Source organism: Streptomyces cinereoruber, assembly GCF_009299385.1.
Taxonomy (GTDB): domain Bacteria; phylum Actinomycetota; class Actinomycetes; order Streptomycetales; family Streptomycetaceae; genus Streptomyces; species Streptomyces bikiniensis.
The window spans coordinates 2,865,243-2,877,335 of sequence record NZ_CP023693.1; the positions used below are offsets into that span (position 1 = coordinate 2,865,243).

Below are 12,093 nucleotides of genomic sequence, written 5' to 3' on the forward strand. Positions count from 1 at the left end.
GGCCGTCCCCGCACATGGAACTGCCCCCGGCCGGAGGGACATTCCGGGCGGGGGCAGCGGTCATGAGGGGTTCAGCGGGGGACGGGCACTCAGCAGGCGCCGAGGTCCTGCCAGACGCCCCACTCGCCGGTGGTGCCGGGGGCCTCGTTCTGGGTCCACCACTTGGCCTTGTACTTGCGGCCGTTGTGGGAGACCTCGTTGCCCGTGTTGTAGACCGTGCCGGCGACGTACGCCGGGAGCGAGCCGCAGCCGGCCGGGGGCTCCGTGGTCGGCGGGGTGGTCGGCGGCGTCGTGGGAGGCGTCGTCGGCGGGGTGGTGGGCGGGGTGGTGGTGCCGCCGAGCGCGGTGTTGATCTGCTTCAGCAGGGTGGCGTTCTCGTCCAGGCCGAGCAGGGAGTACATCATCGCGCCGGCCAGGCCGCGCTGCTTGCCGTAGTCCACGCGGGCCTGGATGGACTTCTGGTTCAGGCCGGTGAAGAACTCGCCGTCCTTGTAGAAGTACGAGGACTTCGACTGGTCGTCCCAGAAGGTGGTCGACGCGTTGTCGACGATGCCGCCGAGCTCCTTGTAGTGCGCGATGCCGGCCTGCTGGCTGAGCGGGCGGGCGCCGGAGCCGCCGGTGGCGGGCTGCGCGAGGCCGTTGGTGGTCCCGGCCGGGACGCCCTTCCAGCCGCGGTAGTAGAACTCGTAGCCCAGGGTCAGCTTGTCGGCGGGGAAGCCGCCCGCGATGCCGTAGGCCGGGTTGCCGTCGATCCAGGAGTCGATGGCGGAGTCGATCGTGTACTTCTCGGTGCCCGGCGCGATCGGGTCGGTCGGGTCGTTCGGGGAGGGGTACAGCGGGGACTGGTGGTACGTCGGCCCGTCGCCGTCCCAGGCGCCGTGCATGTCGTACGTCATGATGTTCGCGTAGTCGAGGTACGCGCCGATCTTGTCCGTCTCGATGTACTTGATCTTGTCCTGGCCGGCCGGGAGGGCCGCGGTCAGCAGGTACTTCTTGCCGCCGTTGGCCGCGCCGTACGCGTCGAGCTGCTTGCGGAACTCGGCGAGCAGGAGGGTGAAGTTCTGCTTGTCCTCGGGGCCGTAGTGGTTGCCCAGGTGGCCGCCGGAGGAGCCGGGGTACTCCCAGTCGACGTCGATGCCGTCGAAGATGCCGGCCGCCGTGCCCGGTCCGCCGAAGCCGCCCTCGACCGGCAGGTTGCCCTTGAGGTACTGGTCGATGCAGGAGGAGACGAGCTTCTTGCGGCTCGCGTCCGTCTTGGCCGCGTCGTGGAAGTACTTGGAGTAGGTCCAGCCGCCCAGCGAGATGTTGATCTTCAGGTGGGGGTACTTCGCCTTCAGCTCCTTGAACTGGTTGAAGACGCCCACGATCGGCTGGTCCCACTTGTCGGCGACGCCGTCCACGCTGTCCGCCGCGCTGAAGGACTTCTGGTAGTCGGCGTACGAGTCGCCCGCACCGTCACCCGCGTTGGGGTTGTTGTCGTCGCCCGCGGCCTTGTTGGCCATGAAACAGGTGAGGTTGGTGGGGTGGATGTTGCCGAACGAGTAGTTGATGACGTCCAGCTGGCTCGCGATGCCCCGGGTGTCGAGGTGCTTGGGGTAGAACGCGTTGCCGTAGACGCTCCACTGGTCGTAGTACGCGATGCGCACGTTGCCCGTAGAGGCGGTGGTCGACGTGGGGGCAGCCTGGGCGGAGCCGAGTCCGGCGGTCGCGGCGAGCGCGCCTGCGGCGAGGGCCGAGCTCAGGAGCGCGGCGATCAATGACTTACGGGGGTGCACGTGCGGCCTCCGGATGGGGGGTACTGGGTGGTGCCGTACAAGAGCTGGAGCAGTGATATCCGCCGCGTGAACGGTGAGTCAATGGTCTGAACCAGATTGAGGACTAGACCAATTGACGGGAGAAAGCCCTTGTCAGAGGCGCGCAGCACAAAACGGAACCGCTCGCCACCATCGGTGACGAGCGGTTTAAGGTTCACTTAGGGAAGGCCCGTGGGTCGTTCGACCGTGAACCAACCGGCCCCGGAAATCCAGGTTTTACCCGGCGGCCTCCGGCAGGTCGTACGCGTCCGCGATCAGTTCGTAGCTCCGCAGCCGCGCCTCCCCGCCGTGCGCGTTGGCCGTGAGCATCAGCTCGTCGGCGCCCGTGCGCTTGCGCAGGTCGTCCAGGCCCGTGCGGACCTCGTCCGGGGTGCCGTACACGACGTTCGCGAGCCAGCCGTCCGTGAACTCCCGCTCGGCGGGGCTGAAGGAGTACGCCTCCGCCTCCTCCGGCGTCGGCACCAGACCGGGCCGGCCGGTGCGCAGCCGCAGCATCGCGAGGGCCCCGGAGAGGACCTGGCGGCGGGCCTGGGACGCCTCGTCGGCGGCCAGCGCCGAGACGCCGATCAGGGCGTACGGGGCGTCGAGCACCTCCGAGGGGCGGAAGGAGTCCCGGTAGAGGTCGAGCGCCGGGACCGTGTTCCGGGCCGAGAAGTGGTGGGCGAAGGCGAAGGGCAGTCCGAGCACGCCGGCCAACCGGGCGCTGAAGCCGGAGGAGCCGAGCAGCCAGATCGGCGGGCGCCCCTTCGGGCCCTGCACCGGACCGGGCACGGCGTGGATGCGGGCGTACGGGTGCCCGTCCGGGAAGTCGTCGTCCAGGAACCGGGTCAGCTCCGCGAGCTGCTCGGGGAAATCGTCCGCGCCCTCGTTCAGGCGGTCGGTGCGGCGCAGGGCGGCGGCCGTGGCGCCGTCGGTGCCGGGGGCGCGGCCGAGGCCGAGGTCGACCCGGCCCGGGGCCAGGGCCTCCAGGGTGCCGAACTGCTCGGCGACGACGAGCGGGGCGTGGTTGGGCAGCATGACGCCGCCCGAGCCGAGCCGGATGCGCCGGGTGTGGGCGGCGAGGTGGGCGAGGATGACCGCCGGGGAGGAGGAGGCGACCCCGGGCATGGAGTGGTGCTCGGCCACCCAGTGCCGGTGGAAGCCGCGCCGCTCGGCGAGCCGGGACAGCTCGACGCTGGTGGCGAGGGCCTGGGACGCGGTCCGCCCGCTGCCGACGGTCACCAGGTCCAGTACGGACAGCGGTACGGGCGCGGTGCCCCGCGCCTCTCCTCGAATGGTGTCGGTCACCGTCGGGGCCCTCCTCGGCACACGTGCGAATACTGGGGGGAAGAACAGGAGGGGGGCTCCGCTTATTCCGCGCGCCCCCCACGCGCCGCTGCACGCCCTGCCGCGCCCTGCCGCGCACGCCCCCGCGTGCTGCCGCACGCTCCTCCTCGGTACCGCTGCGCACCCCTTCACGCGCCCCCCTTACGCGCTCCTCGTGCGCTTTTCGCGCGCCCCCTCGGAGTGGCGACGGGTTCCCGCCACCCCCCTCCGGTGCGTTATCGGCCACCGGGAGGGGGTCCGCCGCGTCCGCTTCCCCGCAAAAAATCTTCCGTCCGCACCGGTCCGAACGCACGCGCGAACACGGAGGCACACGCCCCTGACCTGAGGGTCTGCGGAGCACGCGTGACAGTGGCATATGCCAGAGTGCCGCGTCCCAGATGAGGGCCCGGATCCTCCGCATCATTCTCGCCAACAGGCGCCCCGTGGGCGGTCCTTGGCGGTTATCGTGGTACGAAAGCTTGCGGTCACAACCTGGTAGGGGGAAACCGTGGCGCTGAAGCCCGAGCCCACCGCGCCGTTCCACTCGGTCCAGTACGCCCTGCGCGTCCTGGAGACGGTCTCACGGCACGGCGGCGGAGTGACCGACGCCCAGATCGCCCGCGAGACCGGACTTCCCATCGCCCATCTCTCCTCGCTGCTCCTGATGCTCCGCCGCGAGGGGTACGTCGAGCAGGTCGCCGACGGCGCCTACGTCGTCGGGGACTCCCTGGTCCTCCTCGGCTCCGGCCTGACCCGCCGCGAGGCCCTGGAGGCCAAGCTCCAGGAGACCCTGACCGAGCTGCGCGACTCCGTCGGCGCGGCCGTCTACATCAGCCGGTACATCGACGGCGAGGTCAAGATCACCCAGTTCGCCGACGGCCCGCGCACGCCCAAGGTCAACGAGTGGGTGGACTTCCGCTCGGCGGCGCACGCCAGCGCCGTCGGCAAGTGCCTGCTCACCCAGCTCGACCAGAACGGGCGGCGCGACCACCTCTCCCGCCACAAGATCGCCCGGCTGACCTCCCGGACGATCACCAGCGAGCGGATCCTCTTCTCCAAGCTCGACAGCCAGCCGGCCACCGTCCCCGTGCTCGACCTCCAGGAGTACGCGGTGGGCACGGTCTGCGCGGCCGTGCCGCTGACGGCGGGCGCGTCCGTGGGCTGCCTGGCGCTCTCCCTGCCGATCGAGCACGCCCACCGGCTGCGCGCGGCGGCCGACACGCTCAACCGCAGGGCCGCCCCGGTGGTCCTCTCGCTGGCCCTCTGACCCCGCTCCCGGGGGCCGCCGGGGCGGGCGGTCACGAGCACCCCGGGGGACCGGGTAGTATTTTCTCCGTCAGCAGGCGCCGCTAGCTCAGTTGGTTAGAGCAGCTGACTCTTAATCAGCGGGTCCGGGGTTCGAGTCCCTGGCGGCGCACCGACGGAAGAAGCCCCTCGCGGAAGCGGGGGGCTTCTTCGTCGTGCTCGTGCGGGGTTGGACTACGTGCGCCCGGGCGTCAGAACTTCACGTCCGAGCAGGCGTAGAAGGCGTTCGCGGTGTCCGCGACCGTCCACACCGCCAGGATGAGGTGGCGGCCCGACTTGCCCGCCGGGAGGTTCCCGGAGTGCGAGAGGGTCGCCGGCGGCTGCTGGCTGTTGTAGGGGACGGTCAGGAACGGCTGGGGGTCGAGGGCGGCCCGGGTGAGGGGCTGGCTCGGGTTCCACCCGTTCTTGGTGATGTAGTACTTGAAGTCGGTGGTGCGGTGGCGGGCCGTGAACTGCCAGCGGAAGTTGTAGCTCTGCCCCGCCGTGACGCTCGTCGCCGGCCAGGTGCCGCCGCGCGGGTCGTCGAGCTGGGCGAACGGGCCGTTGCCGCCGGCGCAGATCTTCCCGTCGGCGGGCCCGCCGGCCGGGAAGCCCTTGGGCCCCTCGACCGACTGCGGCTCCCACTGGATGTTGCCGCAGTTGGACACGGTGCCGTTGGCACAGAGCTTCTGGCGGCTGATCGGCGAGTCGGTGTAGCCGTGGCTGCCGGCGCTGCCGGTGCCGAGGAGGGTGACGCCGGCGACGCCGAGCGCCACCGCCGTCGCGCCTATGGATTTCTTGCGCATGCTGTCGCTCCAGAGAACGTGGGGGGGTTCTGTCGGGCCGTGCTGCACGCGTGCGGGTCGTACGGGTCGTACGGATGGTGCGGGTGTTTCCCTGCTCTTCGGTTCCTTGCCTCTTGCCGTACGACGGTGACGCATTTTGGTCTGGACCAAGTAACAAGGTATGGACGGAACTTGGCGCTGTCCATCCCTTCAGGCGCCCTCGGCGGAAGACGCCCTTCCCGTGTAGAACGCCACCGTCAGGTCCTTGACCAGCGTCTTGCGCTCGTAGTCGTCCAGCTCCACCAGACCACGACTGGTCAGCCGGTGGACCACGTCGTCCACCGCGTCCACGACCGACGTCAGGACGGTGTCCCGGTGCTTCGCGTCGAGCGCCGCGATCCGGCTGCGCCGCATCGCCGTCGCGACCTCCGGGGCGTACTCGATCCGCGTCGGCTGCGCCGAGAAGACGTCCAGACCGACCGGCGCGCACTCCGCCGACAGCATCCGCGTCAGGGCCTCGCCGACCGCCTCCGCGTCCCGGAGCGTCGGGGCGTCCTCGTGGAACGCGTCCGCCGGGAGCTGCGAGAGCACCCGGGCCATCGCCGCCTCCACCTGCTCCCGCAGGTACTCCTCGTGGCCGTCGACCCCGAGCGACGCGCGGACCGTGTCCCGGACCCGCCAGACCACCAGGACCACCACGTCGAGCGCCGTGCCCCGCGCGTCCACGGCCGGCAGCGGCTCGCTGCGCCAGTGCCGGAGCCGCACGTCCACCCGGCGGCGCAGCAGCAGCGGGCTGACCCAGATCAGGCCGGTGCGGCGGACCGTGCCCCGGTAGTCCCCGAACAGCGTCAGGACCCAGGCGTACCCGACCCGGCCCCGGCCGAGGCCGCCGAACGCGAAGAGCACGGCCACGACGCCGAGGGCGAGCAGGGCCCACTGGCCGAGGTGGACGCCGTAGTACGGGCGGACCGGCAGCCGCAGCATCCGCGCCGCCTCGTCGGGCACCGCGCCCGTCCACCACACGACCGCCGCGCACCAGGCGAGCGCCAGGGCCCCGCCGACCACCCCGGCCCAGCCGGGCAGCACCGACCCGGGGCGCTCGACGAGCGCGGGGTCGGCGGTGGGGGCCGGACGGGAGGAGGGCGGCGGGGCCGCGTGCCGGGCCCTGCCCTTCGCCGCCGCGCCGGTACGGCCCGGGGCCGGGGTCTTCGAGGGGCCCGGGATGCCGGGCCCTCGGGTCCTCCCCGGGGCGGTGGGCGCGGCCATGGCGACGGTGTCGGGACCCCCGTCGTCGTCCTTCGCGCCGGGGGCCGCGGCGGTCTCCGGTTCGTCCCGGAAGAGCAGGTGTACGGGGATGGAGCCGGTGGTCTCGGTCCCGATCACGTTCTTCCGCCGCGCCACCCGCACCACCCCGGCGACGGGCAGCGCGACGGTGGCGACACGGGCGCCCTTGATCCGCCCGAAGTCGGGAGCGGAGGACTCTTCGGGGGCTGCGGGGGACGCGGGGGCGGGGCGGCCGTCCGCCGGGGCCGGGGCCGTGCCGCTCCGCGCGGCCGGCGACGCGGGGGCGGGGGCGCCCTTTTGCTTGCCGGGTTCCTTGCCGGTTTCCTTACCGGCCTCCTTGTCGGGGGCTGCCGGTCCGGACGCGGGGCTCGCCTTCGCCGGGGCGGCGGGAGCCGGTGCCCCGGCGGTCGGGGTCGGCGTCGCCCGCGGGGTGGTACGGGTCGGCAGCTCCACGCGCACCGCCGGTGCCGCGCCCGCGAGGCGGGACCCGGCGGACTCCCCCGGCGGGGACGTACGGGCCGGCTTCTCGGCGGAAGCCGACGCGTCCGCCTTCGGCGGGGAGGTGCGGACCGCCGTCCGCACGGCGGTGGCGGCCGGGGATCCGGCCGCCGGGGCGGATCCCGGAGCCGTACCGGACGCGGAACCCGCGCCCGTACCCGACTCCGTACCGGAAACGGAGCCACCCGACCCGCCCGCCGGAGCGGAAGCCCCCGCCGCCGGGACGTCGGCCTTCGGCCCCGAGGGGGTGCCCGTCACCGGGACCGCCGGAGTGTCGGTCGCACGGCCCGGCGAAGTACCGGCCGCCGGGGCGCCGGCTGCCGCGCTTGCCGGAGTACTGGTCACCGAGGCCGCCCGAACACCGGCCGACCGGCCCGCCGGAGCAACGGCCACCGGAGCCGCCGAGGCATCGGACGCCCGGCCCACGGAAGCACCGGTCACCGGAGCCGCCGCAGCATCGGACGCCTGACCTGCCGAAGCACCGGTCACCGGAGCCGCCGCAGCATCGGACGCCTGACCTGCCGAAGCACCGGCCACCGGGACCACCGAAGCCTCGGACGCCCGGCCCACGGAAGCACCGGTCACCGGAGCCGCCGGGGCATCGGCCGCCGAGGTCGCCGGAGCAGTCGGCTCCGGGCCCGTCCGGTCGGCCGGCGGCGGGGTCGACGGACCGGCCGGGGCCGGTCGGTCGCCCGATGCCGGGGTCGACGGATCGGCCGATGCCGGGCCCGACGGGCTGACCGGTGCCGGAGCCGGCGGGCCGGCCGGTGCCGGGGCCGTGCGGACGTCCGACGCCGGGGCCGACAAACCGGCCAGTGGCGGAGCCGACAAAGCGGCCGGGGCCGGTGGATCGGTCGGCGCCGAGGGCGGCGGGCCGGTCGGCGCCGGGCTCGGCGGGGCAGTCGGCGCCGTGGCCGGTGTATCGGTCGGGGGCTGGGGCTGGTGGTCCCCCGGTGGGGTGCGGGGTGGGGTCGTGCGGGGAAGGGTGCCGTCCGTCAGGCGTCTCGCCGTGCGGGCCGCGTCGCGCGAGGCCGCCGCGCCGGAGTCCGCGGGGTTCGGGGTCGGTGCCGTCATTCGGGGTCCACCTCATGCTCTCGGGGTCATCGGAACAAGCGCCGCCAGGTCTCCGGGCCCGGGTAGCCGTCGGCCGCTCCGCCGCGCCAGCCCTGTGCCCGCTGGAACGCCTCGACGTTGCGGCGGTCCGCCTCCGTCCAGCGCGGATCGGGCCCCGACAGGTAGTGCTTGCCGAAGCCCCGCTTCACCAGTTGTTCGCCCAGCTTCTCCACATATGCGTTGGATTGGCCCGGACGGAAGTAGCCACGCCCGGGAAAGGGCGTCGCATGCGCGCTCGGACCGCCCGAACCACTCGAACCGCCGATGCTCCGGCCCTTGCCGGTCACCAGCAGCTCCCACGTGTCGGGCCCGGGCAGGCCGTCCGCCTCCTTGCCCTTCCACCCCTGCGCCTGCTGGAACGCCCGGGTCGCCCGCCGGTCCGCCTCGGTCCACTGCGGGCCGGGCCCCACGGCGTAGAACTTCTTGCCGCCGCGCGCGACGAGCAGCTGCCCGAGCCGGGTGACGTGCGCGTTCTTCTTCCCCGGCCCGAACTGCGCCGCGCCGGGGAACGGCGGCACCGCGGTCGTCTCCCCGCCCCCGGCGCCGGTGCCGTCGCCGCTCACCACGCCCTTGTAGCGGTAGGCCGCGTACCGGTCGGAGTGCTCCCAGTACGCCATCGGCGTCGTCTTCTTCCGCGTGCGCGGCTTGGTCTGCTCGTACGCGGTGTAGGAGGTGTGCGTGGAGTCGGTCCAGCCGCCGAAGATCGTGACGTGCGAGCCCCGGTTCGGGTCGGCCGGGTTGTGGAAGAGCAGGATGTCGCCGGGCTGGAGGTCGGCGCGGTCGATCTTCTCGCCGAAGCGGTCGAGGCTGCCGGTCCACTCGTTGTTGCGCAGGTTCCAGGCCATGGAGATGTACCCGGAGCAGTCCTGGCGGTACCCGTCCGTCCAGTACTTCTCCATGGAGTACGGGACCTGCGCGGCCACCCACAGCTTGGCGCGGTCGATGATCTCGGCACGGGTCGTCGGCCGCAGCGTGTCGGTCGCGGCCTGGCCGGTCGTCGGGCCGGGGCCCGGCGCGCCGTGCAGCGGCCCCCGCCCGCCCTGCGGCGTGTCGGGCCCGACGGTGGGGGCGGGGGCGGGGGCCAGCACGGGTGCGGTGACGGGAGTGGGGTCCAAGGGCGTCGCCCCGCCTTCCTCCGGGCCCGTCCCTCCCGCGTCCGACACGCCGACCGACACGTCCACGTCCACGTCCACGTCCACCGTCACCCCGGTCGCCGCGTCGCCGGGCGGCGGCGTGTCGGACGGCTTCGTGTCCGTCGGTGCCCCCGTCGGGCGGGAGAGCGGGGTCGCGGCGCCGGCGCCGCCCAGGACCACCCCCGCCGCCGTGACCAGGACCAGGGCGCGGCGGGCGCCGTGGGCCGCCGGGTGGCCGCCCGACCGGACCGGCAGGCCGAGGGCGAGGTCGCGCCGCTGCCGGGCGCAGCCCGGGCAGGCGCAGTCGGCCGCCGGTTCGAACTCCTCGAAGATCGGCACGCTCATGCGATTCCCCTCCACACTCGTCAAGATCTTTCGACCGTCGTTCAGGGGCCCCAATGTCACAACTGTTCCGATAAATCACATTTTGACGGATCGAAGGACCGATACGACCGTCCGACAGGCCGGGGACGACCGTTATTGGTCAGGAGCACGCCTTCGCGTCGGGTAGAGTTCTCTCTGTCAGCAGGCGCCGCTAGCTCAGTTGGTTAGAGCAGCTGACTCTTAATCAGCGGGTCCGGGGTTCGAGTCCCTGGCGGCGCACGCAAGGTCAAGGCCCCCTCACCGATGGTGAGGGGGCCTTGGTCGTTCCTCGGGTCGCTCAGCCTCCCGTGAGGTACGCCGACACCACCACGTTCGCCGTGTAGGCGCCCGCCTCGCGGTCGAAGGTGCCGCCGCAGGTGATCAGGCGCAGCTCGGCGCGGCCGGGTTCGCGGGGGCCGTAGACCTTCGTGGCGTCGAAGTCCTCGCGCGGGAAGACCTGGACGTCGTCGACCGTGAACTCGGCGATCGAGCCGTCCGCCCGGGTGACGAGGACCTTCGCGCCGGGGCGGGCCGCGCTCAGGCCGTAGAAGACGGCCGGGCGGGTCTCGGTGTCGACGTGGCCGACGAAGAGGGCCGCCCCGGCCGCGCCCGGCTGGGTGCCGGGGCCGAACCAGCCCACCGTGCCCGGCGTCGCGAACGGCGGCGGGTCGACGGCGCCCGTGGCGTCCAGGCCGCGCGCCACCACGGGCGCGTCGACGCCGAGCGAGGGGACCTCGATCCACCGGGGCTCGGCGGGCGCGAGGGGTGCGCGGGCCGGGGGCAGCTCCGCGCCGGGCGGGCGGCCGACGGCGGCGATGTCGCCGGTGGTCGGCCCCGAACTGCCGAGGGAGCCCTCGACCGTCCCGCCGCCCCAGAGCCAGAGGCCGAGGAAGAGCAGCGCCCAGGCCGTGCCGGTGACGAGTCGCCCGGTGCCCGCCGGGCGGGGGCCGGACGGCACCGTCACTCCGTACCCGTGCTCGCGCCCGTCCCCGTACCCGTGCCGGAGGAGCCGTCGGTGCGGCGGCGGGAGCTGCGGAGGGCGACCGCCACGGCGGCGAGGGCGGCCAGGCCGAGGCCGAGCACGGTGTACGGGGTGCCGAGGCCGTCCTCGCCGACGGCCTGGGCGACGCCGGGGGCGGCGGGCGCGGCGAAGGCGGCGGCACCGCCCCCGCCCGCGCGGACCGGGGCGACCGGGGTCGCGTGGTGGGTCGGCTGCTCGTGGGTCGGGTGGTGGGTGGGCCGGTGGGTCGGCTCGCGGCGCTCGACCCGTACGGCGCCGGCGTCGTGGTGCTCGTGGCCGTCGCAGAAGACGCCGATCTCGTACGTACCGTCGGCGAGCCCGGACCTGAGGGTGGCGTCGCCGTACATCGGGTGCTTTCCGCCGTCCCGGCCGACGAGCTTCGCTTCGGTGGTGAACGCCCGGGACTTCGCGGCACCGGCCGTGCCCTTGCAGCCCTCGACCCGGACGTCCACGTCGCCGCCGGGGGAGGCGGTGGACGGGGTGACGGTGACCCGCACCCCGTCGTGGGCGTGCGCGCCGCCGGCCGCGGGCGCGAGGACGAGCACCAAGGCCGCCCCTGCGGCACGGAGAGCAATGGGACCTGAACGCATCGTGACCTCCTGGTGCTGCCAGGGTCACCCGTTCCGGTGCTTTCCGCATCCGGAGGGACCCGATCGGGCGTTCGGACCGGGTCCCTTCCCGCAGGTCAGACGCGGTCGACGAGGTCCGCGATCGAGTCGACGACCTTGGACGGGCGGAACGGGTAGCGGTCCACCTCCGTCGTGGTCGTCAGACCGGTCAGGACGAGGAAGGTCTGCATGCCCGCCTCCAGACCGGCCAGGATGTCGGTGTCCATCCGGTCGCCGATCATGGCGCTGGACTCGGAGTGGGCGCCGATCGCGTTGAGCCCGGTGCGCATCATCAGCGGGTTCGGCTTGCCCGCGAAGTACGGCTCCTTGCCGGTGGCCTTGGTGATGAGCGCGGCGACCGAGCCGGTGGCGGGCAGCGGGCCCTCCAGGGAGGGGCCGGTCTCGTCGGGGTTGGTGCAGATGAAGCGGGCCCCGGCGTTGATGAGCCGGACGGCCTTGGTCATCGCCTCGAAGGAGTACGTGCGGGTCTCGCCGAGCACCACGTAGTCCGGGTCGTGGTCGGTGAGGACGTAGCCGATGTCGTGCAGCGCGGTGGTGAGACCGGCCTCGCCGATGACGTACGCGGTGCCGCCGGGGCGCTGGTCGTCCAGGAACTTGGCGGTGGCGAGGGCGGAGGTCCAGATGTTCTCGACGGGGACTTCGAGGCCCATCCGGGAGAGGCGGGCGTGCAGGTCGCGGGCGGTGTAGATCGAGTTGTTGGTGAGGACCAGGAAGGGCTTCCCGGTCTCCCGCAGCTTCTTGATGAACGCGTCGGCGCCGGGGATCGGCACGCCCTCGTGGATGAGGACGCCGTCCATGTCGGTGAGCCAGGATTCGATCGGCTTGCGCTCTGCCATGGGTGCGGGACTCCTGCCGTGCATGTCG

The 12,093-nt window shown here is 73.2% G+C and carries 9 protein-coding genes and 2 tRNA genes; 3 read left to right on the forward strand and 8 right to left on the reverse strand.

Annotated elements, in window-relative coordinates:
- Nucleotides 1-89 precede the first annotated feature (89 nt).
- A complete protein-coding gene (locus tag CP977_RS12665) occupies nt 90-1,775 on the reverse strand; it encodes a glycosyl hydrolase family 18 protein (protein WP_062755380.1) in 1,686 nt (561 codons plus the stop codon).
- Nucleotides 1,776-2,030: 255 nt separating this feature from the next.
- Nucleotides 2,031-3,101, reverse strand: a complete 1,071-nt coding sequence (locus CP977_RS12670; RefSeq protein WP_062755378.1) for an LLM class flavin-dependent oxidoreductase — start codon at nt 3,099-3,101, stop codon at nt 2,031-2,033.
- 526 nt (nt 3,102-3,627) lie between these two features.
- Between CP977_RS12670 and CP977_RS12675 the strand changes: the two genes are divergently transcribed.
- Nucleotides 3,628-4,386, forward strand: coding sequence for an IclR family transcriptional regulator (locus CP977_RS12675; RefSeq protein ID WP_062755376.1), 759 nt, complete (start codon nt 3,628-3,630; stop codon nt 4,384-4,386).
- A 76-nt stretch (nt 4,387-4,462) separates the two neighbouring features.
- A tRNA-Lys gene (locus CP977_RS12680) sits at nt 4,463-4,536 on the forward strand.
- A 79-nt stretch (nt 4,537-4,615) separates the two neighbouring features.
- Here the strand turns inward: CP977_RS12680 and CP977_RS12685 are convergent.
- From CP977_RS12685 to CP977_RS12695, 3 genes are all read right to left on the reverse strand, one after another.
- A complete protein-coding gene (locus CP977_RS12685) occupies nt 4,616-5,209 on the reverse strand; it encodes a lytic polysaccharide monooxygenase auxiliary activity family 9 protein (protein WP_062755374.1) in 594 nt (197 codons plus the stop codon).
- 189 nt (nt 5,210-5,398) lie between these two features.
- A complete protein-coding gene (locus tag CP977_RS12690; protein WP_229991639.1) occupies nt 5,399-7,054 on the reverse strand; it encodes an SPFH domain-containing protein in 1,656 nt (551 codons plus the stop codon).
- Nucleotides 7,055-8,070: 1,016 nt separating this feature from the next.
- Nucleotides 8,071-9,561 carry a peptidoglycan-binding protein gene (locus tag CP977_RS12695; RefSeq protein WP_152370116.1) on the reverse strand — a complete coding sequence of 497 codons (1,491 nt, stop codon included), beginning with the start codon at nt 9,559-9,561 and terminating at the stop codon, nt 8,071-8,073.
- A gap of 184 nt (nt 9,562-9,745) precedes the next feature.
- On the opposite strand from CP977_RS12695, the gene CP977_RS12700 reads away from it, so the two are divergent.
- Nucleotides 9,746-9,819: transfer RNA gene (locus tag CP977_RS12700), tRNA-Lys, on the forward strand.
- 58 nt (nt 9,820-9,877) lie between these two features.
- On the opposite strand, the gene CP977_RS12705 is transcribed toward CP977_RS12700, so the two are convergent.
- From CP977_RS12705 to CP977_RS12715, 3 genes are all read right to left on the reverse strand, one after another.
- The gene (locus CP977_RS12705) at nt 9,878-10,543 is read right to left on the reverse strand and encodes a class F sortase (RefSeq protein ID WP_372460629.1); all 666 of its coding nucleotides are present in this window, start codon (nt 10,541-10,543) and stop codon (nt 9,878-9,880) included.
- Entirely contained in the window at nt 10,540-11,190 is a 651-nt protein-coding gene (locus CP977_RS12710) for a hypothetical protein (protein ID WP_062755367.1), read from the reverse strand. Before CP977_RS12710 ends, CP977_RS12705 begins: the two co-directional genes overlap by 4 nt.
- Before the next feature lie 95 nt (nt 11,191-11,285).
- The gene (locus CP977_RS12715) at nt 11,286-12,065 is read right to left on the reverse strand and encodes an HAD-IIA family hydrolase (RefSeq protein ID WP_062755365.1); all 780 of its coding nucleotides are present in this window, start codon (nt 12,063-12,065) and stop codon (nt 11,286-11,288) included.
- Nucleotides 12,066-12,093: the final 28 nt, after the last annotated feature.